Below are 26,209 nucleotides of genomic sequence, written 5' to 3'. Positions count from 1 at the left end.
CACTTAATCGGAGCTAAAACCAACATGCAATCTTTTGATATTGTGGTGATCGGCGCCGGCATCGTAGGACTGGTTCAGGCCTTGAGCTTAAAAAAAAGTGGTCTGAGTGTCGCGATCATCGACCAACAAAGTGCGATCACTTCACCCACTGGTGAACCAAAACTGCGAGTGAGTGCTTTAACCTTAGCGTCGCAACGTGTATTGCAAGCCATTGGTGCGTGGCAACATATAGATGAAAAGCGCAAAACGGCCTATCAAGGTATGGAAGTATGGGAGCAAGATAGCTTTGGACATATTGCTTTTAATAGCAAAGATGTAGATCAGCCCTATCTAGGTTACATCCTCGAAAATCAGAGTATTCAGGCCAGTCTGTGGCAACAAGCCACCGAAGAAAGTTATATAACCTTGTTTAGCCAATGTCATATCAGCAAATTGGCTTTATCCTCCAACGGTAATTTTATCAGTTTAAGTGATGAGCGCATGGTGTCGGCGCGCTTAGTTATCGGCGCTGATGGGGCAAATTCTATGGTGAGGACGCAAGCGGGTTTTCCGCTGACGTTTTGGGATTACGACCAGCATGCTATCGTTGCAACTGTCAAAACAGCGAAAGGTCACGATAATATCGCTCGGCAAATCTTTACGCCCAGCGGTCCTTTGGCTTTTTTACCTTTGTGGCAACAAAACTATTGTTCCATCGTGTGGTCACAAGATGAACCAGAAGCAAGACGCTTGTTAGCTTTATCAGACGCTGAATTTAATAAGGCCTTGATGGCCGCTTTTGATGGGCAACTTGGTCTTTGTGATCTTGTCAGTGAGCGTCAATCTTACCCCTTAAAAATGCGTTATGCTCGTCAATGGCTTGCTGATGGCGTGGTTATTCTTGGAGATGCGGCCCATACTATTCACCCGCTCGCCGGGCAAGGCGCCAACCTTGGTATTCTTGATGCTGCGGCCTTAGCAGAGCAAATTATTGCCTTGGTGAATAAAGAAAAAGATTTCTCTTTGGCTAAAAATCTGCGCCCATTTGAACGCTGGCGTAAAACCGAAGCGGTTAAAATGATTGGCGCGATGGAAGGCTTTAAACGCTTATTTAGTGGTAACAACAGTGCAAAAAAGTGGCTTCGTGATCTGGGTTTAGTTAGTGTTAACCGTTTTTTTGGCACCAAACATGCCATTATTAAACAAGCGATGGGTTTGACCGGTGAGTTACCGAGTTTGGCTAAGGCGCCAAACGCGTAAATTTTTGTTTTAAAAGGATAAGTATGCGAATCCCTCTGCTGTTTATCAGTATTATTGTATTGTCGTTAACGGCTTGTGCAGAATCAAAAGTGGCCAATGCCGACCCCGGTGAAAACTCAGGTCAGCGTGACAAGCCACCGGGTAAAAAATGCGAAGACGCCAAATACCAGTTAGATAAGGCGGTAGAAGAAGGCCAGTTATCTGATTTACGCGAGCTGAAACGCAATATTGAACTATATTGCGTGTGGCGCAGAAATTAGCGTTCTTAGCAACTAACATAAATCAAACCAGCGAAACAGAGCCTAAAGAACATGACACCTGCCGTGAATTTGCTCAATAAACTCAACATAGCTCATCAAGTGCATGAATATTCCCATGATGCTCAGCATGAAAGTTATGGTTTAGAGGCCGCTGAAAAATTGAATCTACCGCCTGCCAAAGTGTTTAAAACCTTAGTGGTTAAACTCGATTCAGGGCAACTTGCGGTGGCAATTTTGCCGGTTAATCAAATGCTTAGTATGAAAGCAATGGCAAAAGCGCTCAGTGCTAAAAAAGCCGTGATGGCCGATAAAATTGATGTGCAGCGCAGCACGGGTTATGTGTTGGGTGGAGTGAGTCCTTTAGCGCAAAAGAAGCGCCTGCCAACGGTGATTGATGAGACCAGTCAGGAATTTACCACTATCTTTGTAAGCGGCGGGAAGCGAGGCTTAGAGATAGAAATTGCAGCACAAGCCCTTGCCAAAATAAGCGCTGCCACATTTGCGCCACTAAGCGCTTGATTGTTTGCACGGCTAGTGAGTTAAAACCTACCTTGTTAAATTGCAAAGTCGCTCGGCATTGTCGTAGATTTTTCTAAGGTATTGCAGCAAAACGCATATACATTAGGCATCAGCTGTTTTACTCTTTTTGTTTTACTAAATGAGTTTCTTGATATGTATAAAGTTATATCGCTTGTTGTTTTAGTCTTGAGTCTAGGTGCTTGCCAATCTCCCTCTATTGATGATGAAAAAATGCCTACGGCAGCGGAAGTTGCAAAAGCCGCTAAAGAAAGTCAAATCAAAGCAGAAAGCCAAGATAAAATACCAAATCCAATAAAGTGCCAACAAGCCAAACTGAATCTAGTTGAAGCTGAAGGTACTCAAGATGTGGGCCAAATTAACTTTGCTAAAGATGCGGTGCACCAGCACTGTGACGATTTTGAGTAAACCTTCAGGCCTCATAAACTAAGCCTTGCTAAAGCTTGATAATGTGGCACCGCTCTAGTGCCGCGTTACCTTGCCTGCAGTGTACTGGGCACTTGGAGTTCGCAAGTTTTACATGATAGAACTATTTGGATATACCTTAAGTTACAGCACCTTAGCCTTGTTGTTTGTGGCGGCGTTTTTTATTGGTATGGCTAAAACAGGGGTGCATGGTAGTTCGATGTTTGCTGTGCCACTACTGGCTATTATTTTTGGTGGCAAAATGTCGGCGGGTTTAATGCTCCCTATGCTTATTATGGCCGATCTATTCGCGGTTAAATATTACCATCGACATGCCAACTGGAGTTATCTATTAAAGCTGTTCCCCTCTGCGGCAGTCGGAGTGGTCATTGGTACGTGGCTTGGTAATATCATTGACGATGAGGTTTTTCGCTCAGTCATGAGCATTATTATTTTTATTAGCTTGGCCATTATGTTGTGGATGGAAAAAGCTAATAAAGAGAACATTCCTGACTATCTATGGTTTGCGATTTTAATGGGCACTCTAGGAGGGATTACTACCATGATTGGTAACCTTGCCGGATCCGTCATGGCCTTGTATTTACTCAGTATGCGCCTACCTAAAAACGAATATATCGGCACAGCGGCATGGTTCTTTTTAGCCATAAATCTATTTAAAGTCCCCTTTCATATTGCCAGTTGGCACAGTATAACCGTGGATTCCTTTATGCTAAACCTGTTGTGTTTGCCCGCTATCGCGATTGGCGCTTGGGCAGGGATTTGGGTTGTAAAACGTATTGCAGAAAAATATTACCGCTGGTTAGTTATCGCCATGACTGCTATCGCAGCTGCTGTTATGTTGGTATAGGCCAATAAAATAGCCTTGATTGATTCATCGTTTTATCTAGTAAGTTAAATAGGGTATTTATGTTTAAACAGTGTGTTTATATGGGTTTTCTACTGCTGTTTGTTAGCACACTTTGTTTGGCGCAGCAGCAACAGGCTAAGACTGAGCTATTAGATGCGTTCATTATTGATGTTCGAACACAAGCAGAATGGCAAGAAGGGCATTTGGTGCAAGCAAGGCTGATTCCTTGGCAGGAGATCGTCGAAGAAGTAGCAAGCCTAAAACTCGACAAAAACCAACCTATAGCGCTATTTTGTCGAAGTGGAAATCGGGCGTCAAAAGCAATGGCTTTGCTAAACGAAGCAGGTTATAGCAAGGTACGTAATTTGGGGAGTTTAGAGCAAGCGGCTGAAGTGTTAAACCAAGATATAGTTAAATAATCGATTTCATCGCCAATGAAAATTTTAGCGCACGCCTTAGTTGGTACGACAGATAGGCCAACTAAGGAGAGCTAAAATACCTCATCAAGCTTTTAGTGCGCCGCTACTTGGGCAATGACCGCAGCGTCATGGTATTTACCGTTAGTAATAAAGTGATTAATTTTGTCAGCGTCTTTACTGTATTGCGCGACAAATTCCACAAAATTAAGCTGATTGCACTGTATTTTTGTTTCGACGTAGCGTTTGCTCAAACCGGCATCTTTGATGGTGCTCATCAACTTAAACTTTTTCCCTTCTGCCGCTGCCATGCATATTTCAGTGCTGGTACCTTTGTCCGATGCAACGAAGTCACTTTCTGCATGAGCCAAGCCCATAGAGCCACAAATTAGGGAAACAATAGCAATTGATTGAGTTAATTTTTTCATGATGTAAGCCTCTTAAGTTTATTTGATTTGATTTTGGTGTCACCTGAACTAGCTAGAGCAATGGCAGTGCCAAGTTTAAAAATGTCTTATAAATCAGTAGTTTGATGGTTTTTTATAGTTTTGGCTATGACTGGGTGTCGTGGGAGTTTCCCCAGTTTTAAATAATTGACTACTTTTTGGTGAATTTGACCATGATGTTTTTTGTGGCTTAATGCTGAGACGAAATAAGGCGCTGAGGGCAGTCGGTTCAGTAGCAAGGGGTAAAGCACTAAGATGGATTTGTGCGGTAGGTGAGCTCTCATTAAATAAATCGATTAAATCAATCTAATACATCAATTTTAATAGTATTCGTCAACGTCATATTATCCTTTCCGAGATTTACTCCAAGCCAAACTAATTATTAAGGAATCAACATGACTCAAACTATTATCAATACTAGCTTGTTACCATTCAAAGCAACTGCATTCAAAAACGGCGAGTTCGTTGACGTCACTGAAAAAGACGTTTTGGGCAAGTGGGCAATTTTTATGTTTTACCCAGCTGACTTCACCTTTGTATGTCCTACTGAACTAGGCGATTTAGCTGACTACTATGCACAATTACAAGAGATGGGCGTTGAAGTATATTCAGTGTCAACTGACACTCACTTTACGCATAAAGCATGGCATGACACTTCAGACACCATTGGTAAAATTACTTTTCCAATGATCGGTGACCCAACGGGCAGAATCACTCGTAACTTCGGCGTGATGATTGAAGAAGATGGTCTTGCTCTACGCGGTACCTTTGTACTTAACCCTGAAGGTGTTATTAAAGTTGCTGAAATTCATGACTTAGGCATTGGTCGTTCTGCTGCTGAATTGTTACGTAAAGTACAAGCAGCTCAATACGTAGCCAGTCACGATGGTGAAGTTTGTCCAGCAAAATGGCAGCCAGGTAGCGAAACACTTGCTCCTTCACTAGACCTTGTCGGTAAAATTTAATAAGCAATACGCTTTGATACTGGTGGCCAAGTGTCACCAGTATCAAGGTTATTTTTCAGCAGTCTTTAGCTCAAAGGAGTACACACATGTTAGACGCTAAATTAAGTGCTCAATTACAAGCCTATTTGCAGAACTTAAAAACCGAAGTGCAATTACATATTGCCTTGGATACTTCTGCCCATCCTAAAAAATCAGATGAAATAAGTGAATTGGCTAAGGAAATCGCACAGCTATCAGATTTAGTCAAAGTGCTACCACAACAAGACAAACATGTGCGAGTGCCTTCGATGCAGGTGGTTTCTGCTGTTAATAACACTAAAATAACCTTTGCTGGTGTTCCGTTGGGGCATGAATTTACCTCTTTGGTGTTAGCACTGCTGCACAGCGGTGGTCATCCTCTTAAAATTACCCAAGAGCAAATTGAATTTATTAAAGGACTTGAAGGTGAATTCGAGTTCGAGACTTTTGTCTCACTAAGTTGCCAAACCTGTCCGGGCGTGGTGCAAGCCCTTAACATGATGGCGGCTCTCAATCCTAATATTCGCCACACCATGATTGATGGGAGCTTGTTTCAAGATGAAGTCACCGAACGTAACATCATGGCTGTGCCCAGTGTTTATTTAAACGGTGAAGTTTTCAGCCAAGGCGGCGTAAGCATTGACCAAGTGTTGAAAAAAATTGACCCCAGTTCGGGCAAAAAACAGGCTGAGCAGCTTAAGCAAAAAGCACCTTTTGAAATGTTGATCATTGGTGGCGGTCCTGCTGGTGCAGCAGCGGCTATCTACACCGCACGTAAAGGTTTACGCACCGGTATTGTGGCAGATAAATTTGGTGGTCAAGTCGCTGAAACGGTGGGGATAGAAAACTTTATTTCGGTCAAAGCCACTGAAGGTCCTAAGTTGGTTTCAGGTTTAGAAGAGCATGTTAAAGACTACCCTGTTGATATCATGGCGGACAATAAAGCGGTTAAACTAACTAGAGTAGCTAGCGAACTCGGTAATGTGATTAAGGTTGAACTTGCCAACGGCGCAACTTTGAGCAGTCAAGCCGTTATTTTAGCGACAGGCGCCAGATGGCGCGAAATGAATGTGCCGGGTGAAAAAGAGTATCGTGGCAAGGGAGTCGCTTATTGCCCTCACTGTGATGGTCCCTTATTTAAAGGTAAACGTGTAGCGGTTATTGGTGGCGGTAACTCTGGAATCGAAGCGGCTATTGATCTTGCCAATATTGTAGAGCATGTCACCGTATTAGAATTTGACAGTAAATTACGTGCCGACAAAGTACTGCAAGATAAAGCGAACTCAATGAAAAACATTGAGATTATTCTCAATGCTCAAACTACCGAAGTGGTGGGAGATAAAGAACGGGTTACTGGTTTGAATTACACAGACAGAACCGACGCTAGTAGCAAACATATTGAGCTTTCAGGCATTTTTGTGCAAATTGGTTTAGTACCAAACTCTGAGTGGTTGAAGGGCGATATCGATATGAATCAACGCGGAGAAATAGTGGTCAACAATAAAGGTGAAACCTCTATTCCCGGCGTTTTTGCCGCCGGTGATGTGACGACCTCTCCTTACAAGCAGATTATTATCGCGATGGGTGATGGTGCCAACGCAGCCCTTGGCGCCTTTGACTACCTGATCCGCCAAAGTGTGCCGGTCAAACAAGAAAAGGCCGCCTAATGAGGATGGTGTGGCAAATGTTCGCTGTAAGTGGTGGGCGTATAGGTAAACAGTAGTTATAAGCGGAGCACCGATGTGCTCCGTTTTTATTTATGCATTTTTCCATCGTTGCTTTTCAAAAAAATTTATGACTAAACTTTCCTAAAGGGCTTCATTAATCTACTTTTTGAACTATCTTTGCTTTGATGTCTTACCTTTTTAATGCTGTAAATAGGACTATTAATATGCCAATACCGGTAACCATTGCGGATGATTCCGCCCTCTCTCGTAAAAATGTTCGTCGCGCTATTCCTGAAGACTGGGATGTAAGTATTTCTGAGGCTACCAATGGGCAGGAAGCCATCGATGCGGTGGAGGCAGGATTAGCTGATATTCTCTTTTTAGATTTAACCATGCCAGTGCTAGATGGATTTGATGTATTGCGATATGTAAAAAGTCATCATCAAAAAACGATAGTCATCGTCATCAGTGCGGATATTCAACCTAAGTCAGTAGAATTAGTTAATTCTCTTGGTGCATTTCGTTTTTTGCAAAAACCTTTAAAAGCCGAAGAGCTCAGAGAAACCTTACATGAAGTAGGTCTCCTATGAATCAGACATTATTATCAGAAGACCAAAGAGATGCCCTGCAGGAGATGATGAACATTTCCATGGGCCAAGCCGCCCGCTCTTTAGCGCAGTTAATTGACACACAAATTACCCTTTCAATTCCAACTATCAGTGAGGCAAGCCCCAGTGATTTAGCGGAAATATTCAGCTTTGGAAAGGTGACGTGGTATGCACGACAGTCTTTTTTAGGACAAATCAAAGGTGAGGTGCTGTCTTTAATCGGTAAAAATGGTTGTGAAGCCCTGGCCGAATTAATGGATTACGATATGCCACTGACGGAAGTGCAAACTCAAGAATTGATCCTTGAACTAACGAATATTCTGTCTGGTGCGTGTTTAAGTGGATTGTCTTCACAGCTTGAACTTAAAACTAACCTCAATATGCCCACGTTATTCAACCCTTCTGCTTCAGAAAAGTCGGTGTATAGCTGGAGTACTGCTTTGCTGGTTGAAGTGACCTTTAGCATTGAGAGTTTTAGTTTTAATGCAAGAGTGATGATTTGTATGGAAGAAAACTCTATCTTGACCCTGAAGAAAAGCTTAGATGTTTTGGTAGGATAATCCCGCATGCACAATCCCGAGTTGTTGGAGAGTTTACTACGCAAACTACCCATGGGGGCCTGTATTGTCGATGCTCAGTACCAGATCGTATTTTGGAATGATTTTTTTTCTGATCGTTTAGACCTACAAGAAACCGATGTCATCGGCAAATCAATTTTGGAGATATTTCCCGAACAAGCTCGCTTTTTAAAAAAGAAAATTCACAGTGTTTTTATTCTGAAAAATGAGAGTTTTTCTTACTGGGAACAACGCCCCCATATTTTTGAATTTCAAAGCTCTCGTCCGATAACAGGTGAAGAGACCCTGATGTATCAAAATATGGAAGTGTTACCCCTAATGGACGAACAGCAAGAGGTGCAATATGTTTGCATCACCATTCAAGATGTCACCGCGCAAGCCAGTTATTATTCCGATTTATCCAGAGCGGCAGAAGAGCTCGATAAAGAGCATAAAGAACAAGCAAGGCTTATTCGAAAATTGGAAGAAGCCAAGACCCAACTTGTTCAGTCAGAAAAAATGGCTTCAATAGGTCAGCTAGCCGCCGGTGTTGCCCATGAAATTAATAGCCCCATTGGTTTTATTTATTCCAACTTACAGAGCTTGCAAGACTATGCCGAAAAGCTTATTAAAGTTGGCACCTTTGCCGCAAAGTTAATAGACAAAAGCGGTGAAATGAAATTCAAACGTTTAAAAAATGATTTTTATGAACGAGCAGAATTTGATTACATTAAAGAGGATATTGTTGATTTAATTAGTGAGTCTTTAGATGGCGCGGTGCGGGTCAAAGAAATCGTAAAAAGTTTAAAAGAGTTCTCACATTCAGACACCAATGAATGGGCTGTATCTGATGTCGTTGAGGGGATAGAAAGTACCTTAAAGATCATTAACAGCCAATTTAAATACAAGGTGGAATTAGTAAAAGACTACCAAGAGGGTATCCCTCCTCTTTATTGTATGGTCATGCAACTCAATCAGGTGTTCATGAACTTAATTCTTAATGCTGCCCAAGCGATTGAAGGTAGTGGACACATTTATATTCGGGTTTTTACAGATGGTGATTGGCAAAAAGTAAGTATTCGAGATACCGGTCAAGGCATCAGTCCCAACAATTTGTCTAAGATTTTTGACCCATTTTTTACCACCAAACCGGTGGGCAGTGGCACGGGTTTAGGCTTATCTTTGTCGTACAATATTATCAAAAACCATGGTGGTAATATCGATGTAAATAGTACCGTTGGTAAGGGCACCGAATTTATTGTTTCGTTACCACATAAATCGGCAATTGAGCCAACTGAGAGTCCTGAGTCTTAGGCAGCCTACCCGTGCGCGGCAACAACCCGTTTCAGTCACTTCTGTGCTAGTTCGCTTATTAACTGCGCACTTTATCGTTTATTTTCTGCCTTCTTACTGAATTATGTATATTTTGGTGGGCAAGCTTCGTTGAAGTTTGATATCTTCGCCACATTATATTTAAAAAATGTAGGGAGACAGTGTGTTAAACGTACTATTGGTTGATGACGACAACGATTTTACCGATGTAGCCAGTCAGATAATTGAATTTCTGGGCCATGATGTTACGACGGCACAAAATCTAGCCGAAGCGTATCAGATATTAGAGTTTAATGAATTTGATCATATCTTCCTCGATTTTATGTTGCCAGATGGTAGTGGTCTGCACCTCATCGATCACGTCAAAAAGCTGAGCTCCTCTCCTTATATCACCATGATTACAGGCCATCCCTCGGTGAAAACCATGTTGGCTGGACTGTGTGGGCCCAAAGTGGATTATCTTCTGAAGCCACTGCAACGTGAAGATCTTGAGTCAGCCTTATCGCGCAAGTCAGCAAAAAAGAAAACATCTAATGCAACTTCAGCTGGTCCTACTTTGCATTTTGGTTGCCTCATTGGCGAATCAAAAGTGATGCAGGCGCTTTACACTATGATTGAACGAGTGGCGCAAACGCCAGCAAATATCATGTTAATGGGTGAAAGCGGTGTAGGTAAGGAAGTGTTTGCGAAAGCGATTCATGAGGCCAGTAAAGTGAAAGGGCCACTGGTAGCAACTAACTGTGGAGCCTTATCTAAAGAGCTAATAGGCAGTGAATTGTTTGGTCATGAAAAGGGCTCATTTACTGGGGCAGTTGGACGAAAAATAGGGGTATTTGAACGCGCTGAAAATGGCACCTTATTTTTAGATGAAGTGACCGAAATGCCTTTAGATATGCAACCCACACTTTTACGAGTACTCGAGTCTAAAAAAGTTGTTCGGGTAGGTGGTACCACTGAAATTGACGTGAACTGTCGCGTAGTTTCGGCAACCAACCGTAATCTCAGTGACTTAGCACAAAGCAAAGCCTTACGCGAAGACATCTATTTTAGATTGGCAGTGTTTCCTATTGATATTCCCCCACTGCGTGAGCGTAGTGATGATATACCTCTTTTAGCCGAGGTTTTTTTAAGGGAGTTGAATGAAGAATATAATGCCAATTTAACCTGGTCTGGCGAGCAATTAAATAAGTTGTCTGCTTATCATTGGCCCGGAAATGTGCGTGAACTGCGTCATGCCGTGCACCGCGCGTTTATTATGTCAGACATGCAAGGCAGTAAAGTGGAATTGCCAGCCCATTTTGAGTCACCTTTTGCTCGCGAAGAAACCAAATCAAGTGGTATTACTGCGGGTCAAACAATCGAAGATGTTGAACGTTTATTGATTAGCGCCACCTTAGAAAAAGTAGATGGTAATAAAACCCTAGCGGCAGAAATGCTTGGGATCAGCACTAAAACGTTGTATAACCGTTTGCATGCGTACGGAGACTTTGATGCCTAAGGACAACAAAGACTTGAGAAAATTAGTGCATGATGTTCGAGGGCCACTAAATAAAATTTCGATGAACGCTGAATTGATCAAATTGGTGTTAGAAAACGATATGCCCAAGGAAAAAGCGTTGGCGGCTTTGGATAAAATCATTCAAGGCTGCCAAGAATGCAGCCAGCACTTACAACTCATTGCCGAGCACAAGGATAGTGAGTAGGCCATGCGCAGAATAAGTTGGTTAGAAAACACTAAAATAACCTGGACCTTGATCTCTATCATTACCTTGAGTGTGATTGTAGGTAATGCCGTACTAACCCGAAATATCATTAACAAACTCTCGATCACGCAAAGTAGCTTAGTCAACTCAGGTAATGTGCTGAATGCCCTCAACGATCTGCATGTGCTAGTTTTATCTGCTGAAACGGGTCAGCGTGGTTATTTACTTACCGAGGACGAGACTTACCTTGTTCCTTACACTGAAGCGCTTAATGAGCTGGCGATGCAACTTTCTTCAGTTGCAAACCTACAACCCGAGTTACCTGAGCAAGAAAATCGTATTGCCACCCTGTTAACGCTAATCAAAGACAAAATGAAAGAGCTAAAAGACACCGTTGATTTGGCTTTGTCTGATAAAGAAAGTACGGCTTTGAAAATCGTCTTGACCGGACGAGGAAAAAATATCTATGCGAGTATTCGCGAACAATTTGCCGAGATAGTAGAAGCCGAAGAGTTTTTTAGGTTAAGTCTGTTTGCCAATCTGTCCAGTGCGGAAAGTGAAGCGCGTGTGACCTTCGTGATTTCAGCTATTACCAGTTCTCTATTACTGTTAGGCATGGTGTTTTTAGCGATTTTGAATATCCGTATAGATCGCCAAAGTCGAGCAAGACTAGAGTATCAAAACGAGCGTTTAGCCGAAGAAGTGCAAGCCCGAACGGCCGAATTAGATATTTATGCTGAAGAGCTACAACGCAGTAATCGTGAATTAGAAGATTTTGCCTTTGTCGCGTCTCATGATTTACAAGAGCCCTTACGTAAAATTAGAGCGTTTGGCGATCGACTACGCTCAACCTATGCTAATCAAATTGATGCGAAAGGCGCAGATTATATTAGCCGTATGCACAATGCCGCTGAGCGAATGTCAGACTTAATCAACGACTTGTTAGAGTTTTCGCGCATTACCACACGAGGGAAAGACTTTGCCGAAGTTGACTTAAATGACACCATAGCAACCATTATTGATGATTTAGAAATTGCCATTAAAGAATCAAATGCCCAGATCATTTCGTGTGAATTGCCCACGATCGATGGTGATTCTAGCCAAATTTATCAGCTCTTACTCAATCTCATCTCCAATGCCGTTAAGTTTAAAAAAGCCGATGTTGCCCCCCTTATCACCCTCAATTATGAATTAGTTGATGCCACGCCTGAGCAAGCTTTGGTCAGTGAAAAATGGCACGTTTTAACCATCAGCGATAACGGTATCGGCTTTGCTCAAGAATACGCAGATAAGATATTTTCACCGTTTCAACGATTGCATTCACGTGAAGAGTACAAAGGTACCGGCATTGGTTTAGCCGTGTGTCGACGTATTGTTGAGCGCCATCGCGGTGAAATTTCAGCCCTTAGTGTAGAAGGTGAGGGTGCCAAATTTATCATTAAGCTACCTACTATTCTTACTCCTTTAAACCTAGAGAGAGACTAATACCATGCCCTTTAGTAAAAGCCGTAGCATTACCATATTGATGGCAGACGATGATGAAGATGATCGTTTATTAACACAGGATGCGCTAAATGAGAGTCGAGTACTCAACCGCCTTTTTTGTGTTGAAGACGGCGTTGAGTTGCTGCAGTATTTGCGCAGAGAAGGTAAGTATCAAGACAAAGATTTGTATCCACGTCCTGGGCTTATTCTCCTAGACCTCAACATGCCCCGAATGGATGGACGTGAAGCCTTACAAGAGATAAAAGCCGATCCTGATTTGCGCAGCATTCCCGTTGTCATTCTAACCACCTCAAAACAAGAAGAAGACATGATTAAAGGATATGGGTCGGGTGCCGCATCCTACATCACCAAACCGGTTAATTTTGAAGGCTTAGTGGGTTTAATGAAAGCCATTGGTCAATATTGGGTTGAGTTTGTCGAGTTGCCGCTGGCAGATAATGACTGAACCAACAGGTCTTGGTATGAGTAAAGTCGCACGCATTTTGATGGTTGAAGATGATGAGGATGATTATATTCTCACCAGCGATTCTCTCGAGCAACTTGATTCATACCAATTCGATATTCACTGGGTAACCAACCCTAAAGTCGCCGTTGAAAAGCTAAGCCAAGAAGAGTTCGACATCTGTTTGTTAGACTTTCAACTTGGTGCGCAAAGTGGCTTAGATGTCTTACGTCAAGCCATCAAGCTAGGTTGCATGACGCCCATTATCATGCTGACTGGGCAAGATGACGACAATCTTGATAAGTTAGCCCAAGACGCGGGTGCAGTTGATTACATCAATAAAGAAGATATTTCGACTGGTCGCTTTGCTCGAGCAATTCGCTATGCATTGGCTCGCAATGAAGTGGCGTCTGAGCGTTTAGAGCGTCTAAAAGCTGAAACGCAAAATCGTTCAAAAGACCGATTTTTAGCGCATTTAAGTCACGAATTACGCACACCCTTAACTTCAATTCTTGGTTATACCGAGCTGCTTTTGCAAGGTGAAAAGGCAAAAGAGTCACGCTCTGAGTTAAATATTATTTTGAGTAACGGTAAACACCTTTTAAGTTTGTTAAACGATGTACTCGATTTATCCAAAATTGCCGCTGACAAATTAGAATTAAATCCTAGTGAGATTAACCTAGACAGTTTTATTGCAGATGTGTTTTATTTGCTGCAAATTAATGCGCAAGACAAAGGCTTATCTTTGGTCATTACTGCGCCACAAGCCCTACCAGAAAGAATCCGTGCTGACAGTACCCGCTTACGCCAGATTTTAATTAACCTAAGCTATAACGCGATAAAATTTACCGATCACGGTCAAGTCGCCATCAAGTTATGGACTGAATGGGTCGAGCAAAAAGAGCTGCTATTTTTTGAAGTGGCTGACACAGGCATCGGTATCCCCGCAGAACGCTTGGCATCAATATTCAAACCCTTTGAACAGGTAGAAGATATCGTTACCCGTAAAGAAGGGGGAGCCGGTCTTGGCTTGGCAATTTGTACTGAACTGGCCAGACGCATGGGCGGTGAATTAAGTGTCGAATCAGAGCTGGGTAAAGGCAGTCGCTTTCGTTTTGCAATAGAGCCCGGTGATATCAGTGACGTTCCACGCTCTGAATTACACTTTGTAAAGGCAGATACTAATCAAGACAATGAACACTATGACCCATTGCAAGGGCGTGTTTTAGTGGTTGATGATGCACCGGATATTCGTCAGTTGGTCCAAAAAATATGTGATGGCTTTGGTTTACAAGTGGTCACCGCTGAAAATGGTTTGCAAGCCGTACAAATGTGTAATGAGTCATTAAGTTTAGATACACCATTTACGTTGGTTTTGATGGATATTCACATGCCCGTATTAGGCGGCAGACAAGCTATCGCACAAATTCGTGAAGCGGGCTTTACTGCGCCAGTGATCGCGCTCACCGCAGCAGCGCTCAAAGGGGTTAAACGTTCTTTAGTGGATATCGGTTTTTCTGATGTATTACACAAGCCCATCAATAAAAAGGCCCTTTATCAATGCATGAGTATGCATTTAGCGGCGCAAGAAAGCGGTGAGCAAATCGACGAGGTAGAGCCCCACATATTGTTGGTCGAAGATGATGTTGACGCGGCAGAAGTCAGTAAGATGTTATTAGAAAGTTTAGGTGCAAAGGTCACCTTAGCGTTTACCGGCGCCGAATGTTTAGCGGTCCTACAATCCTCCTTACCAGTATGTAAGATACTTTTAGACTTACACCTTCCTGACACCGATGGTTTATCCCTCGCGGCACAAATTCGAACTATTAGCCCAGAATTAGAAATTGTGGTGGTCAGTGGGGCGCAGATAGAAGCATCTCAACTTAGTGCCTTAAATATCAGTCGCAGTTTGCTTAAACCCTTAAACTTGTCCACTCTGCAAAGTCTTATCGATTAGTTGCCGATTAGCTCGTCATATTCCTAAGGTAATAGTTGCACATTGACTGTAAATATTTCCTATCTTGTTACTCCCTCATCCTGATTATTATTTCAATTATCTTAAATTTAACTTATTTATCAATGGGTTAAGTTAAATTAATTACTTGGCATATTCTTCGCTATAGTTACGTCACGGATAGAAAATATCAAACAGCACCTGATGCTGAGGAGTAACAATGAACATTTTTGAAGCAATACGTGAAGACCATGACATTCAACGAGAATTGTTAGATAAGTTAATGGATACCTCCGGAAGCAGCGAAACACGCAAGCAATATTTTGCAGAACTTAAAGCAGCCTTGACCCATCATGAAGTAGCCGAAGAGCGTTATTTTTACGCTCCGCTGATGGAGTTCGACAATACCATGGAGCCTTGTCGTCACGCTGTTGCAGAGCATCACGAAATTGATGAGCTCATCGAAAAAGTTGAGGAGGCAGATATGAGTTCTGCAGCTTGGATGGCGCACATGAAAAACTTACAACATAAGGTTCTTCATCACCTCAAAGAAGAAGAGCGCGAATTTTTTCAGCAAGCAGGCAAAGTATTGACCGGCGATCAAAAGCAAGAATTAGCCGATGCCTATCAGCAAGAGATGCAGGCACAAAGCAAGTAAAAATTTACCCCTACTGGTAAGCCTTGGCTTGGCATAAACTTAAATGGTTCCATTGGGTTTGTGTCAGGTCTTTTTTATGCCTACCTTACGAGACTATCTTCAAGAGGTTACTCAGCCATGTTCATCATTAAATATTATATTGCAGGCGCGTTACTGGCATTGCTTTTAGCCGTTATCAGCCCCTTCCTGATCTTGAAAGTGGGATTTGGCTGGATTGCTCTATCGATGGCAGCGGTAAGCTCGGCCTATGTCTTACAAAAACCCAGCATATTTCGTAAAAAGCAAAACGGCTCCATTCCTCTTTACAGCCGTTGGCTTTTTGTTCCCTTTTTACTAGGGGTGCAAATATACAACCTATGGTCTAGAAAAAATGACAAGGTCCCTGCTATCCAACAAATAGAAGACAAGTTATTTTTAGCCTGCAGACTATTTTCAGATGATGTACTCGACCTACAAGGCCGCGGAGTCAAAGCTATTCTGGATGTTACCGCAGAATTTGACGGCTTAGATTGGTCAGCACAAGATCAAGACCTTGCTTATCTTAATGTGCCTGTGCTGGATCATCAAAGTCCACAAGAAGAAGAGCTTGTGCACGCTATCCACTGGATCCAAAACCAAATCAGTGCTGGGCGCGCGGTGACGGTACACTGTGCGTTGGGCCGCGGTCGCTCAGTTTTAGTGGTTGCAGCGTACTTGCTAGCAAAATACCAAGATTTAAGTGTCGAAGATGCATTAAGCAGGATTAATGATATTCGCCAAACTGCAGCCCTAAATCACACTCAACTCAAAGCACTAAAAAAATATCATGCCGCAGGTATTCTAAAATTGAGTTCGCCTATTTGGGTGATTGCTAACCCAGTGTCTGGCGGCGGCAAGTGGCAGGAATATAGAGAACAAATAGAACAGAATTTGGCGCCCCATTTTCAATTGCATATCGAAGAAACTACCCAAGAGGTGAGCGCTTCAATGTTGGCTAAAAAAGCCATAGAGCAGGGTGCAACGACCCTTGTTGCCTGTGGTGGAGACGGGACTTTGTCTGAAGTTGCCGCAGAAATCGTGGGTACTGATTTAACATTGGGTATTATTCCCCTAGGTACAGCAAATGCGCTCGCCCATGTGTTATTTGGCACAAAAAGCAAGGTGTTGCCAATTGAAACGGCCTGCGAGCACATTGTTGCAAAACACGTGCAAACCATTGATACCGCAAGCTGCAACGACAAATTAGTCTTGTTAGTCGTGGGTTTAGGTTTCGAGCAACAAATGATCAAAAGTGCCGATCGCGACCAAAAAAACGAAGGGGGCCAGTTTGCCTATTTGAAAGGCTTATGGGATGCGGTGCATACCAATGAAACCCAACACTTGCGCGTTTCAATTGATCAGCAAGAAGAACAAAGTATTGAAGCCAGTAGTTTCATCGTTGCCAACGCTGCCCCTTTTGCCACCGTGCTTGCTCAAGGTGGCGGCAGTCCAAACTATCAAGATGGTTTACTAGATATCACATGGATGCCACAACAAGACAATCCAAATGACCATTTACTAACAATGTCTGAATTGGCCATCAGTGGTTTAACAAAAGAGTTTAAATCTGAAAATGTTAAGTATCTCACCGCTAAGCAAATCATTATCCGCGCTGAACATCGCTTAAGCTATGTGGTGGATGGTGAAAATGCCGAGGCAGATGAACTGGTCATTAAAATAAACCCCAATTCGTTAAATGTGCTGAGTTTACCCCTCGATAACGCTGATCAAAAAGCCACGTAGCCATAGAACAAAAGCAGGCGTAAAAGACAATAAAAAGCCAAGGCGAATACTACCTTGGCTTTTTTATCGGCTATTCAAAGTAGTTAACACGACTATAGGTTCAAGACATAAAGACCAATAAGCGTTGAAAGCCTGTGACTAAAACGGTTTAATCGCGCTGTTGCAATCTCACCCATGCCTTTTTCCCTCCTAATTCTTAGCTAATAATACCGCTTAAAGATAAACAGCATCTAAGCTGGACTGGGACGAAAGGCAATCGTTTGTCAGGCGCTTTATCATACAATATTGGGAGCAGCTAATCGCTGTTAAGGGGCAAGGCAACGCGCCACGCCATCCATTGCGAGGCGCTTAACAAGCACGGTTACTTATCTAAAATTTCTCTGATTTGCTGTAAACGGTAATTAATATCGGCTTTGTCTTTCTTGCAAAAAGTGCTTTGCTCACAAGCCTGTCCAATCATGTCACTTTGCTCTTGCACAAAGCCTTTTTGATTGTCGTTGGCAGCATGTTCGGCTATCAAGATTAAGCTTTCCAATAGTCTGATGGTGACCGCGATACTGTCTTTACCATATTGCCTAATTTGATTAAATGACGCGTTGGCAATTTGTGAAAATTCAAATGAACGAGTGCACACTCTAATCTCACCTTCGTCATCAGTATGCAAACTGGGAGGGAAAGGACGCTGCGATAGGTCACAGAGCATGGCACACAGTTTATCGGTGCACGTAATCGCTGTGTAAGGATCGTTGATCCCAGGCGATAAGGCTCTCACGGCAATTTCAACTAATTGACGTACGGCAAACTCGGGGTCTTGTAGCGGCGTGCGCTTTGCGCCCAGCATAATACAGTTTCGCAGTGCAGCGTCATCAGGCAGTGACTTAACTGTCTCCACACTTAACTCAAGCAAGGTCGAACTTTTTACAATGGCATCGCCTGCTTTGGCTAATACATTAATTTTGATGTCATGCTCTTTGGCGATAGCAACCAGTTTTTCAAAATCTACCGTTTGCACATAGCCGTCCTTCCCTGCCTTTACCGCTCGGCTAAAGTTAACGTTGTCCATAAACAATGCTTTAGGTTCGCTTTGCTTATTCCATTCAGTTTGATTTGGAAATAAGCGGTCGATGTCTTTTTGTAACTGACAATGCACTTTATCAACCACGTCATCCGCTTGAATTGCATAAGACACATGGTGAATAAAATAGATCAAAACGCCAACGCCAACAAAGGCGAGTAGTACGGCAAAATAGGTAGCCATACCTGGAATAAATTGCAAGTCTTCAACCGACTTAGTGGACTGCAAAACCAGTAAGCAGTAAATAAAAATGGCAACAAACACACCAAGAACCGATTGAGTGCCGCGATCAGACATGAAATTGCGGATCAGTCTTGGCCCAAACTGCGACGACGCTAAACTCAATGCCACCACGGTAATCGAAAACGCAATACTGGTTACCGTCATCATTGAGCTAGCGATGGTAGTCAATATTGCCCGAGTAGATTCAGGTGAGGTGTGATAAATAAATTGTAGAAATTCTGGGGTGTAATCTTGCCAATAACGGTCATAACTCAGCACTAAGCTGGCTAGCAGGGTAGCTGAAAAGACCAGAAGAGCGGGAATAAACCAAAAGCTGGTGCGTATGGTTTCGAGTAGACTTAGGATCCTGTTATTCATCCTTAATCCTTTAACTGATTGTGAGAGCGGATATTGCTGACCAATGTAACCTTAGCCAGTGAGAAACGATAGCTTAGTTGTTCAACCTTTGCGTTTAGACTTTTTCATTAATGAAATAAGGGCGAAAAAACCGATGAAAACAAAAAGACCAAGAGCCACTAAAAACTGCATTAGTAAACCAAATCGCTCAGTCGTAATGAATGAAAACAGAAAACCTACGCTGATCACCACAACAATGATGAGAATAGAAACTTTCATATTAGTGGTCCTTCTTTTGGTTAACTCATGAATTGGTCTTGACCAAACACTAAAAAAGGGGGCAAGCCCCCTTTATTTTCTGGTTGCTGCTTAACAATCGGTATCGTCAGCATCAACACCTTCTTTTACGTCTTCACATGCATCTTCAACGGCATTGCCAGCATCAGTCATAACTTGGTCAACTTTCTCACCGGCTTCTTCAGCATTGTCGTCGCCGCAACCTGATAACAAGGTCATTGCAGTTAGTAAGATTGATAATATTGTAAAATATTTAATGTTTTTCATGATAAATCTCCATATTAATTAAAAATGATTAAACTCTTGGACCCTTGCCTCTAACGGCATTGGCAATCAATGAGATAACAAGTAGTACAACAAAAACGAAAAAGATAATTTTTGCGATACCCGCTGCAGTTCCTGCGATACCACCGAAACCAAATACTGCGGCTACGATAGCGATTACTAAAAATGTTAATGCCCAACCTAACATAATATTTCTCCTTTAAATTACTGTTTAGTTCACTTCGATTTGTTTAATGCTTGAACTGTGCCAAACAAGTTGGAATGATTTAACCTGTTGAAATGTAAGAGGTATTTTTAATTTAAAAGGACTTGTTGCTGGTGTTTTAATATAATGCTCGTGCAATTTTTACCGAGCAAAATGTAGATGTTGCAAATACTACCCTTGGTATAGGTAACGATTACATCGCAGGCCTCAATCCAAAATTTTGCTAGCTAAAAGCAATTACGCAATGATGGACATCCGTTTTTACTATTGCATTCAAGCGGTATTTACATAAACTCAATGACCACTGCGTTTATTTAAATTTTTTACATGTCAGACATATTCACTGCGTTATTTGATTATCCCCAAGACAACCTTCTGGTATTTGGTAATTTTGACCCGACCTTAGTCGTGCTCTCATTTGCTATTGCTATTTTTGCTTCATTTATGGGGTTTCAAGTGGCCTCGTATGCGTCTCATAGTCGTACGGAATTTGGGCGCCAACTGTCATTAATGACCGGAAGTGTTGCTTTAGGTGGTGGCGTTTGGTCCATGCACTTTATCGGCATGTTAGCGTTCGAATTGTGTACTGTGGTGGAATACAACTGGCGTATTACGGCACTGTCGATGCTACCTGCACTCGTTGCATCGTGGGTTGCAATGAGCCTAATTACCCGTTCAAGCATTGATTTTAAACGACTACTACTAGGCGGGCTGTTAGTCGGTGCCGGTATCGGTACCATGCACTATGTTGGCATGGCCGCCATGAACATGTCTTTATTATTGCGCTACGACCTAAGCACCTTTTTCATATCCATTATAGTGGCCGTCATTTTAGCCATGTTAGCCTTGTGGATTCGGTTCGGTTTAGAGGCGGTCATGCAGTATCGCCTTACAACAATGAGCAAAACCCTTATCGCCAGCATTGTGATGGGAATGGCCATCACCGGAATGCATTATACCGGCATGGCTGCTGCGCGATTTGTACGTCCTCCCGGATTTGAGTTTTCAGAGCAAAGCAGTGAGATGTCGATTTTTTTAGCCATCGGCGTAACGCTGATCACTATTATCATCACCAGCTTAGTACTAGCAGCCAATTTAGCCATGCGTTACAAAGAAACGTCTATTAAGGCACGCTACAACGAGCGCCGTTTACTGGCCACCATGGATACGGCGCACGATAGTATCGTAACCATAGATGAACGCGGCATTATTACCAGTATTAATAAGGCGGTTGAGCGGCTACTGGGCTGGCGCAGTGCCCAACTACTCGGTAGCAATGTGCGCATGATCATGCCCCAGTTAATGTCTGATGAGCAAACTCATAGCGTGCAAGGTTATTTGAGTCGTTTCGAAGAACATGACTCACAGGGCGCAGGGCAAGAATGCAACGTACTGCACAAAAATGGCGAGTTAATTCCGGTTAGGATCGCTGTGGGGCACGTAGAAACCGAGCATGAAAACTTATACGTTGCCTTTATTTCAGACCTCAGACAACGTAATAAAATGGAAGCTGATTTACGGGACAACGAAGCCAAATTTCGTTCACTAATAGCTAATATACCAGGCATTGCTTACCGCTGTTTAATCGATAAAACGTGGCCAATGGAATTTGTCAGTGATGAGATAGAGCACGTCACTGGTTATCCCGCAGAAGACTTTTTGCTGCCTAACCCAAAACGCAGTTTTGCTGACTTTTATCATCCACAAGATTTACCGACAATAATGTCAAGTGACGCGAGTGAGGAACAGGGCTTTCAGCTTGAATATCGTATTATCGATAAAAACGGTAACGAAAAATGGTTGTTAGAGTTTGGCCGCAAAGTAAGCAGTCCAGATAAAAAACAGGTATGGCTTGATGGGTTTATTATGGATATTAGCCAGCGTAAAGAAATGGAAGTGCAACTGATTGAAGCGAAAGAAATTGCCGAAGCCGCGGCGGCGTCACGGGCGGCATTTTTAGCTAACATGAGCCACGAAATTCGCACACCCATGAACGCAGTTATCGGTTTTAGCGATATCCTACTAGACAGCGCGTTGACCCTTGAACAGAAAAAATACCTCAATACCATTAACCAATCTGCTAAATCCTTAATGCATCTGCTTAACGATGTGCTCGACAGTGCCAAATTAGACAAAGGTAAAATTGAGCTTGAATATCGTGATTTTTCGTTGGTAGAAGAAATTGACGCCGTGGTTTCAACCCTGTGGCTGCAAGCCAAAAATAAGGGTTTGGATATCGAATTACGGTTTGCCGAAAATCTTGGTCACTTTTATCACGGCGCGCCTGACAGACTGCGTCAGGTATTAACCAATCTTTTAGGCAATGCAATTAAGTTTACAGAAAAGGGCCAGATCCTCGTGGCCATCAACTTGCTTGCTGCACAAGAGAAAGGGCGTGAACAGCAAATTGAGTTCGTGATCCAAGATAGCGGCATAGGCATGACGCCTGAGCAAGTAGCAAACGTATTTGAGGCATTCTCTCAGGCTGACGCCACCATGAGTCGCCGGTTTGGCGGCACTGGACTGGGCACCACCATCAGCAAACAGCTGGTAGAATTAATGGGCGGCAGCATTGATGTTGTAAGTGAGCTAAACCAAGGCTCTACTTTTTCTTTTATTTTGCCTTTACAGCCCATTGATATTTTCAAAGAAAAATCCACGCAAGTTATGCATGAATTGCCGCCACTGAATTTATTGATTGTGGATGACATCGAGCAAAATTTAGACTTACTAACGGTACTATTGAAACGGGCGGGGCATCAGGTTCAAACCGCCCGCGATGGCGAACAAGCCTTGCTAAGAATGCAAGCAAGCCGCTTCGATGTCGTCCTAATGGATGTGCAAATGCCGGTGCTGGACGGACTCAGTGCCACCGAAAAACGTCGAGAGTACGAGCTCGAAAATGCGCTTGCGGCTTTGCCAATTATTGCGCTTACCGCTAGCGTGTTACCGGAGGACAAAAAGGCGGCTTTTGATGCGGGTATGAATGGCTTTGCCAATAAACCAGTCAACATGGATATTCTTAACGCTGAGATTGCACGGGTATTAAATATTACTGAGTTTAGCGACACGCAACAAACCATTATCAAAAAGCCAAGCTTGGTAATAGATGAAAACATGGGCGTGATGTTGTGGGGCAGTGCAGAGCTATTATTTGCCGAAATCAAAAAGTTTTTGCATAAGCAACATGAGGTGCTTGAAAAGTACCAACTTGCTTTGAATTCTCTCGATTGGACTGAGTTGAAATACCTCGCTCATTCAATGAAGGGCTCTGCGGGCAATTTGGCCCTGACTTATTTGCTGGAAATTGTCACCGAATTTGAGATTAGCATCCATAATCAAAATGAGTTTGTTGCCAAGCGTTTAATCAATGAGATCAAAGAACACCTTGAACAAATCTGGCAGAAATTACAAGAACTAGACCAAGCGTACAGTGAACCAAGTTCGCAAGATGTAAGGTATAATGCTGCAGAATTTTTGCGTTTGGCAAAAGCCATACATAAAATGGTGGCGCAGAATGAGTTTGATGAGCCCTTGTTTGCCAAACTGCAACAAGCGGCGCCACAAAAATATGAACAAGAGGTCACTGCGGTATTTCAAGCGCTGAATGATTTTGATTTTGAACATGCGTTAACAGGCTGCAACACACTTGTTGCAAGGCTTGAAGAGGAATAATAATGGATAGTCGAGCAACCTTATTGTTAGTTGATGATGAACCGGTCAATTTACGTGTTCTCAAGCAAACTTTGGGTGATGAATACCGACTGATATTCGCTAAAAGTGGTGCTGAAGCCCTTAAGTTAGTCAAACAAGAAAGTCCAAATCTTATTTTATTAGATGTCATGATGCCGGGCATGACGGGTTTACAAGTGTGCACCACGTTAAAAAGCGACAATGCCACAAAAAACATTCCTGTTATTTTTGTCACGGCCCTTAATGATGCCGTTGATGAAGCAAATGGTCTAAATGCAGGCGCCGTTGATTACATTTCAAAACCTATTTCACCTGCGGTCGTGCGGGCCAGAGTAAAAACGCATTTATCACTGGTTCAAGCCGATGAGCTCAAACGTACCCGTTTACAAGTGATCCAGCGTTTAGGCAGAGCCTCAGAATATAAAGATAATGAAACAGGTATGCACGTGATGCGTATGAGTCATTATTCGCAGGTGCTCGCCTTAGCCATTGGATACTCCGAACAACAGGCCGAAAACTTATTGCATGCTGCGCCCATGCACGATATCGGTAAAATTGGCATTGCCGATAGCATTATGCTTAAGCCTGGCAAGTTAAGCGATGAAGAATTCAAAATCATGCAAAAACACCCGGAAATAGGCGCCGAAATACTCGGTGATCCTGATTCTGACTTAATCAAATTGGCCATTTCGGTTTCCTTGACCCACCATGAAAAATGGGATGGGACTGGCTATCCCAAAGGCCTCAAAGGCGAAGAAATTCCTATTGAAGGTAGGATTGTCGCTCTGGCTGATGTATTTGACGCATTAACCAGTGTGCGTCCGTATAAAGAGGCCTGGAGTATCGAGGCCACCATGGACTTTCTTGAATCCCAAAGTGGTAAACACTTCGACCCCTATTTAGTGACGGTATTTCAGCAAAATATCGACAAAATACTCAACATTAAAAATCGTTGGGTCGATTAACTCACATTAAGCAAGTAGGGCGAGGAGTGCAGAGCAAATTGACGTGACAAGAAAACCTCGCCCTGGTTTTTTTCTGCTCATTCGAAAGCTGTTTGTTACGATCTTCTGGCGTTTTTCTTTACTCTGAATTATGTTTGTCGGCAATTGAAGTAGCGATATCTAGGGCATGCATGTTTAAGAAAGTAAGTATTAAAGGGATTTTATTAGGCTTTTTATTAACCTTGTTTGTACTGATTGGCCTTTTTCATACCAATGTATGGCGCCTGTATAAAGCCATTACGCTGTATGACGCAGACAAAATAGCGCATAATTTTTTAAACATGTACACCATGTTTGACTCAAGCACGATTGAGGCGAGCCAATCCACTTACTACTTTCCGGTTAATTATCAGGCATTGCCTTATGACTTTTCCGTCGAAGGCGAAAGCATTGTGGTGCAAGACTTTTTAGCGCAAAGCGCCACACATGCAATGATGGTCATCAAAGACGGCGAAATTGTTTACGAGCAGTATTTTCTAGAAGATAGCCCCGAAAAACAGCATATTTCATTTTCAGTGGCAAAGTCATTTGTATCCGCGTTATTTGGTATCGCCATAGACGAAGGTCATATTAAAAGTATTGAAGATTCAGTAACAGATTATGTGCCCGAATTAATTGGCAGTGGTTATGAGGGAGTCAGAATAAAAGACGTGCTGCAAATGTCTTCAGGGGTAAAATTTAATGAAGATTACGCTGACTATAATTCTGATATAAATCGTTTTTCGCGGGCCATTGCCTTTGGTACATCGCTAGATAGTTTTACTGCCTCACTGCAAGGTGAGCGTGAGCCTGGCACCTTTCACCACTATGTCAGTATTGATACGCAAGTGTTAGGAATGATTTTGGTGCGCGCTACCGGTGTTAGCTTGAGTGAGTATTTAAGCCAAAAAATTTGGCAACCAATGGGCATGCAAGATGCCGCATATTGGATGAAAGACAGCAATGATATGGAGCTAGCCCTAGGCGGCCTTAACATTACTTTGCGCGACTACGCCAAATTTGGCTGGCTGTATTTACACAAGGGGCAATGGCTCAGTGCGCGTGGACGTTCCTTACAAATTGTGCCCAAGCAATGGGTGATTGATTCTGTCACGCCAGATGCACCGCATCTTATGCCAGGCTCTGATAATCCTCAGTCAGATTCATCATATGGTTATGGCTATCAGTGGTGGATCCCGCCTGGAGCAGAAGATGAATTTATGGCACAAGGAATTTATGGCCAGTATATTTATGTCGATCCGGACCAAAACCTGGTGATCGTAAAAAACTCTGCTAATCCAAATTACACCGATCAATCTGCGCAATGGGGACCAAAACATTTGGCCATGTTCCGAGCTATTACTGAGCATTTTGTGCGTGCTCCTGAGCCTATTGTGCCAGAAATTGAAGAGCGTATTCCTGACCTTACACCTGAGGTGCCTGCAGAGCTGTTGCTTGAATTAACCCCCGCACTTGCACCACAACCATCTGTGGATCTCTCATTCGAAGAGGTAGAACTTGATGTGTCTTTGCTTGATTCTGTTGAGGCATTGTCATCGAAAAAAGAGCCACTTGTCAGTAAGGAAACCTTGCAAAAGCAAGCCCAAGCTATTATTGAACAGGGGAGTTCGGCCCATTTCGAGCCGTTGGATAAACCCATTCTTGAACAAGAGCCCGAAGCATCCGTCGATGAATCGAGCACCAAAACACCCGAAACGCCTACCCCGTAGTGAGATATGTTAGGTGTAGT

26 protein-coding genes are annotated in these 26,209 nt (G+C 42.9%); 21 read left to right on the top strand and 5 right to left on the bottom strand.

Going from position 1 to position 26,209, the window contains the following annotated elements:
- The first annotated feature begins 24 nt into the window (after positions 1–24).
- The 6 genes from ACEN2L_RS05300 to ACEN2L_RS05275 all read left to right on the top strand — a co-directional run bounded on the left by ACEN2L_RS05300 (position 25) and on the right by ACEN2L_RS05275 (position 3,728).
- Complete coding sequence (locus ACEN2L_RS05300) at positions 25–1,239, top strand: FAD-dependent oxidoreductase (RefSeq protein ID WP_441742290.1); 1,215 nt, start codon at positions 25–27, stop codon at positions 1,237–1,239.
- Positions 1,240–1,262: 23 nt separating this feature from the next.
- Positions 1,263–1,499, top strand: coding sequence for a hypothetical protein (locus tag ACEN2L_RS05295; RefSeq protein ID WP_306021185.1), 237 nt, complete (start codon positions 1,263–1,265; stop codon positions 1,497–1,499).
- Between the two features lie 51 nt (positions 1,500–1,550).
- Positions 1,551–2,018 (top strand): Cys-tRNA(Pro) deacylase, encoded by a 468-nt coding sequence (gene ybaK / locus ACEN2L_RS05290; RefSeq protein ID WP_441742288.1) that lies wholly within the window; start codon positions 1,551–1,553, stop codon positions 2,016–2,018.
- Between the two features lie 153 nt (positions 2,019–2,171).
- Positions 2,172–2,444 carry a hypothetical protein gene (locus tag ACEN2L_RS05285; protein ID WP_306021187.1) on the top strand — a complete coding sequence of 91 codons (273 nt, stop codon included), beginning with the start codon at positions 2,172–2,174 and terminating at the stop codon, positions 2,442–2,444.
- A 112-nt stretch (positions 2,445–2,556) separates the two neighbouring features.
- A complete protein-coding gene (locus ACEN2L_RS05280) occupies positions 2,557–3,309 on the top strand; it encodes a sulfite exporter TauE/SafE family protein (protein ID WP_441742286.1) in 753 nt (250 codons plus the stop codon).
- A gap of 59 nt (positions 3,310–3,368) precedes the next feature.
- Positions 3,369–3,728, top strand: coding sequence for a rhodanese-like domain-containing protein (locus ACEN2L_RS05275; protein WP_441742284.1), 360 nt, complete (start codon positions 3,369–3,371; stop codon positions 3,726–3,728).
- A gap of 92 nt (positions 3,729–3,820) precedes the next feature.
- On the opposite strand, the gene ACEN2L_RS05270 is transcribed toward ACEN2L_RS05275, so the two are convergent.
- On the bottom strand, positions 3,821–4,153 hold the full coding sequence (locus ACEN2L_RS05270; protein WP_306024388.1) for a DUF3718 domain-containing protein: 333 nt from the start codon (positions 4,151–4,153) through the stop codon (positions 3,821–3,823).
- Between the two features lie 413 nt (positions 4,154–4,566).
- Between ACEN2L_RS05270 and ahpC the strand changes: the two genes are divergently transcribed.
- The 12 genes from ahpC (at position 4,567) to ACEN2L_RS05210 (ending at position 17,342) form a co-directional block, all read left to right on the top strand.
- Complete coding sequence (gene ahpC / locus ACEN2L_RS05265; RefSeq protein WP_306024390.1) at positions 4,567–5,136, top strand: alkyl hydroperoxide reductase subunit C; 570 nt, start codon at positions 4,567–4,569, stop codon at positions 5,134–5,136.
- 86 nt (positions 5,137–5,222) lie between these two features.
- A complete protein-coding gene (ahpF, locus tag ACEN2L_RS05260; protein ID WP_306024391.1) occupies positions 5,223–6,821 on the top strand; it encodes an alkyl hydroperoxide reductase subunit F in 1,599 nt (532 codons plus the stop codon).
- A gap of 224 nt (positions 6,822–7,045) precedes the next feature.
- Positions 7,046–7,411, top strand: a complete 366-nt coding sequence (locus tag ACEN2L_RS05255; protein ID WP_306024392.1) for a response regulator — start codon at positions 7,046–7,048, stop codon at positions 7,409–7,411.
- Entirely contained in the window at positions 7,408–7,989 is a 582-nt protein-coding gene (locus ACEN2L_RS05250; protein WP_306024393.1) for a chemotaxis protein CheC, read from the top strand. Before ACEN2L_RS05255 ends, ACEN2L_RS05250 begins: the two co-directional genes overlap by 4 nt.
- 6 nt (positions 7,990–7,995) lie before the next feature.
- Complete coding sequence (locus ACEN2L_RS05245; RefSeq protein WP_441742282.1) at positions 7,996–9,300, top strand: PAS domain-containing sensor histidine kinase; 1,305 nt, start codon at positions 7,996–7,998, stop codon at positions 9,298–9,300.
- Between the two features lie 181 nt (positions 9,301–9,481).
- Complete coding sequence (locus ACEN2L_RS05240) at positions 9,482–10,816, top strand: sigma-54-dependent transcriptional regulator (RefSeq protein ID WP_306024396.1); 1,335 nt, start codon at positions 9,482–9,484, stop codon at positions 10,814–10,816.
- Entirely contained in the window at positions 10,809–11,021 is a 213-nt protein-coding gene (locus ACEN2L_RS05235) for a hypothetical protein (protein WP_441742280.1), read from the top strand. Before ACEN2L_RS05240 ends, ACEN2L_RS05235 begins: the two co-directional genes overlap by 8 nt.
- Positions 11,022–11,024: 3 nt before the next feature.
- The gene (locus ACEN2L_RS05230) at positions 11,025–12,506 is read left to right on the top strand and encodes a sensor histidine kinase (protein ID WP_441742278.1); all 1,482 of its coding nucleotides are present in this window, start codon (positions 11,025–11,027) and stop codon (positions 12,504–12,506) included.
- 4 nt (positions 12,507–12,510) lie between these two features.
- Positions 12,511–12,972, top strand: a complete 462-nt coding sequence (locus tag ACEN2L_RS05225; RefSeq protein WP_441742277.1) for a response regulator — start codon at positions 12,511–12,513, stop codon at positions 12,970–12,972.
- Positions 12,965–14,926: a response regulator gene (locus tag ACEN2L_RS05220; protein ID WP_441742275.1), complete on the top strand. Its 1,962-nt coding sequence runs from the start codon at positions 12,965–12,967 to the stop codon at positions 14,924–14,926. Before ACEN2L_RS05225 ends, ACEN2L_RS05220 begins: the two co-directional genes overlap by 8 nt.
- 217 nt (positions 14,927–15,143) lie before the next feature.
- Positions 15,144–15,581, top strand: a complete 438-nt coding sequence (locus ACEN2L_RS05215) for a hemerythrin domain-containing protein (RefSeq protein WP_306024401.1) — start codon at positions 15,144–15,146, stop codon at positions 15,579–15,581.
- 117 nt (positions 15,582–15,698) lie between these two features.
- Positions 15,699–17,342, top strand: a complete 1,644-nt coding sequence (locus tag ACEN2L_RS05210; RefSeq protein ID WP_441742273.1) for a diacylglycerol kinase family protein — start codon at positions 15,699–15,701, stop codon at positions 17,340–17,342.
- 361 nt (positions 17,343–17,703) lie between these two features.
- Here ACEN2L_RS05210 and ACEN2L_RS05205 read toward each other — a convergent pair whose 3' ends face one another.
- The 4 genes from ACEN2L_RS05205 to ACEN2L_RS05190 all read right to left on the bottom strand — a co-directional run bounded on the left by ACEN2L_RS05205 (position 17,704) and on the right by ACEN2L_RS05190 (position 19,765).
- Positions 17,704–19,017, bottom strand: a complete 1,314-nt coding sequence (locus ACEN2L_RS05205; RefSeq protein WP_441742271.1) for a DUF2254 domain-containing protein — start codon at positions 19,015–19,017, stop codon at positions 17,704–17,706.
- Positions 19,018–19,098: 81 nt separating this feature from the next.
- Positions 19,099–19,275 carry a hypothetical protein gene (locus ACEN2L_RS05200; RefSeq protein ID WP_441742269.1) on the bottom strand — a complete coding sequence of 59 codons (177 nt, stop codon included), beginning with the start codon at positions 19,273–19,275 and terminating at the stop codon, positions 19,099–19,101.
- Positions 19,276–19,365: 90 nt separating this feature from the next.
- Positions 19,366–19,560 carry a hypothetical protein gene (locus ACEN2L_RS05195; protein ID WP_306024410.1) on the bottom strand — a complete coding sequence of 65 codons (195 nt, stop codon included), beginning with the start codon at positions 19,558–19,560 and terminating at the stop codon, positions 19,366–19,368.
- 28 nt (positions 19,561–19,588) lie between these two features.
- Positions 19,589–19,765 (bottom strand): DUF1328 domain-containing protein, encoded by a 177-nt coding sequence (locus ACEN2L_RS05190; RefSeq protein ID WP_306024405.1) that lies wholly within the window; start codon positions 19,763–19,765, stop codon positions 19,589–19,591.
- 345 nt (positions 19,766–20,110) lie between these two features.
- On the opposite strand from ACEN2L_RS05190, the gene ACEN2L_RS05185 reads away from it, so the two are divergent.
- From ACEN2L_RS05185 to ACEN2L_RS05175, 3 genes are all read left to right on the top strand, one after another.
- The gene (locus ACEN2L_RS05185; RefSeq protein ID WP_441742266.1) at positions 20,111–23,458 is read left to right on the top strand and encodes an MHYT domain-containing protein; all 3,348 of its coding nucleotides are present in this window, start codon (positions 20,111–20,113) and stop codon (positions 23,456–23,458) included.
- Positions 23,459–23,460: 2 nt separating this feature from the next.
- Entirely contained in the window at positions 23,461–24,441 is a 981-nt protein-coding gene (locus ACEN2L_RS05180) for an HD domain-containing phosphohydrolase (RefSeq protein ID WP_441742264.1), read from the top strand.
- A gap of 170 nt (positions 24,442–24,611) precedes the next feature.
- Positions 24,612–26,189 (top strand): serine hydrolase domain-containing protein, encoded by a 1,578-nt coding sequence (locus ACEN2L_RS05175; RefSeq protein ID WP_441742263.1) that lies wholly within the window; start codon positions 24,612–24,614, stop codon positions 26,187–26,189.
- Positions 26,190–26,209 lie beyond the last annotated feature (20 nt).

Origin of the sequence: Flavobacterium sp. W21_SRS_FM6, from assembly GCF_052119645.1 — a bacterium.
GTDB lineage: Bacteria > Pseudomonadota > Gammaproteobacteria > Enterobacterales > Alteromonadaceae > Paraglaciecola.
Note: the sequence above shows the minus strand (reverse complement) of the source record. Positions and strands in the feature narration are given on the sequence as shown.

Excerpts from the sequence above, each read along its gene's own strand:
- ACEN2L_RS05235 (WP_441742280.1), top strand. The coding sequence starts at position 10,809 with ATGCCTAAGGACAACAAAGACTTGAGAAAATTAGTGCATGATGTTCGA.
- ACEN2L_RS05220 (WP_441742275.1), top strand. The coding sequence starts at position 12,965 with ATGACTGAACCAACAGGTCTTGGTATGAGTAAAGTCGCACGCATTTTG.
- ACEN2L_RS05195 (WP_306024410.1), bottom strand. The coding sequence starts at position 19,560 with ATGAAAAACATTAAATATTTTACAATATTATCAATCTTACTAACTGCA.
- ACEN2L_RS05175 (WP_441742263.1), top strand. The coding sequence starts at position 24,612 with ATGTTTAAGAAAGTAAGTATTAAAGGGATTTTATTAGGCTTTTTATTA.
- ACEN2L_RS05210 (WP_441742273.1), top strand. The coding sequence starts at position 15,699 with ATGTTCATCATTAAATATTATATTGCAGGCGCGTTACTGGCATTGCTT.
- ACEN2L_RS05225 (WP_441742277.1), top strand. The coding sequence starts at position 12,511 with ATGCCCTTTAGTAAAAGCCGTAGCATTACCATATTGATGGCAGACGAT.
- ACEN2L_RS05275 (WP_441742284.1), top strand. The coding sequence starts at position 3,369 with ATGTTTAAACAGTGTGTTTATATGGGTTTTCTACTGCTGTTTGTTAGC.
- ACEN2L_RS05270 (WP_306024388.1), bottom strand. The coding sequence starts at position 4,153 with ATGAAAAAATTAACTCAATCAATTGCTATTGTTTCCCTAATTTGTGGC.
- ACEN2L_RS05280 (WP_441742286.1), top strand. The coding sequence starts at position 2,557 with ATGATAGAACTATTTGGATATACCTTAAGTTACAGCACCTTAGCCTTG.
- ACEN2L_RS05185 (WP_441742266.1), top strand. The coding sequence starts at position 20,111 with ATGTCAGACATATTCACTGCGTTATTTGATTATCCCCAAGACAACCTT.
- ACEN2L_RS05300 (WP_441742290.1), top strand. The coding sequence starts at position 25 with ATGCAATCTTTTGATATTGTGGTGATCGGCGCCGGCATCGTAGGACTG.
- ACEN2L_RS05245 (WP_441742282.1), top strand. The coding sequence starts at position 7,996 with ATGCACAATCCCGAGTTGTTGGAGAGTTTACTACGCAAACTACCCATG.
- ahpF (WP_306024391.1), top strand. The coding sequence starts at position 5,223 with ATGTTAGACGCTAAATTAAGTGCTCAATTACAAGCCTATTTGCAGAAC.
- ACEN2L_RS05250 (WP_306024393.1), top strand. The coding sequence starts at position 7,408 with ATGAATCAGACATTATTATCAGAAGACCAAAGAGATGCCCTGCAGGAG.
- ACEN2L_RS05215 (WP_306024401.1), top strand. The coding sequence starts at position 15,144 with ATGAACATTTTTGAAGCAATACGTGAAGACCATGACATTCAACGAGAA.
- ACEN2L_RS05255 (WP_306024392.1), top strand. The coding sequence starts at position 7,046 with ATGCCAATACCGGTAACCATTGCGGATGATTCCGCCCTCTCTCGTAAA.
- ACEN2L_RS05205 (WP_441742271.1), bottom strand. The coding sequence starts at position 19,017 with ATGAATAACAGGATCCTAAGTCTACTCGAAACCATACGCACCAGCTTT.
- ybaK (WP_441742288.1), top strand. The coding sequence starts at position 1,551 with ATGACACCTGCCGTGAATTTGCTCAATAAACTCAACATAGCTCATCAA.
- ACEN2L_RS05230 (WP_441742278.1), top strand. The coding sequence starts at position 11,025 with ATGCGCAGAATAAGTTGGTTAGAAAACACTAAAATAACCTGGACCTTG.
- ahpC (WP_306024390.1), top strand. The coding sequence starts at position 4,567 with ATGACTCAAACTATTATCAATACTAGCTTGTTACCATTCAAAGCAACT.
- ACEN2L_RS05200 (WP_441742269.1), bottom strand. The coding sequence starts at position 19,275 with ATGAAAGTTTCTATTCTCATCATTGTTGTGGTGATCAGCGTAGGTTTT.
- ACEN2L_RS05180 (WP_441742264.1), top strand. The coding sequence starts at position 23,461 with ATGGATAGTCGAGCAACCTTATTGTTAGTTGATGATGAACCGGTCAAT.
- ACEN2L_RS05295 (WP_306021185.1), top strand. The coding sequence starts at position 1,263 with ATGCGAATCCCTCTGCTGTTTATCAGTATTATTGTATTGTCGTTAACG.
- ACEN2L_RS05190 (WP_306024405.1), bottom strand. The coding sequence starts at position 19,765 with ATGTTAGGTTGGGCATTAACATTTTTAGTAATCGCTATCGTAGCCGCA.
- ACEN2L_RS05285 (WP_306021187.1), top strand. The coding sequence starts at position 2,172 with ATGTATAAAGTTATATCGCTTGTTGTTTTAGTCTTGAGTCTAGGTGCT.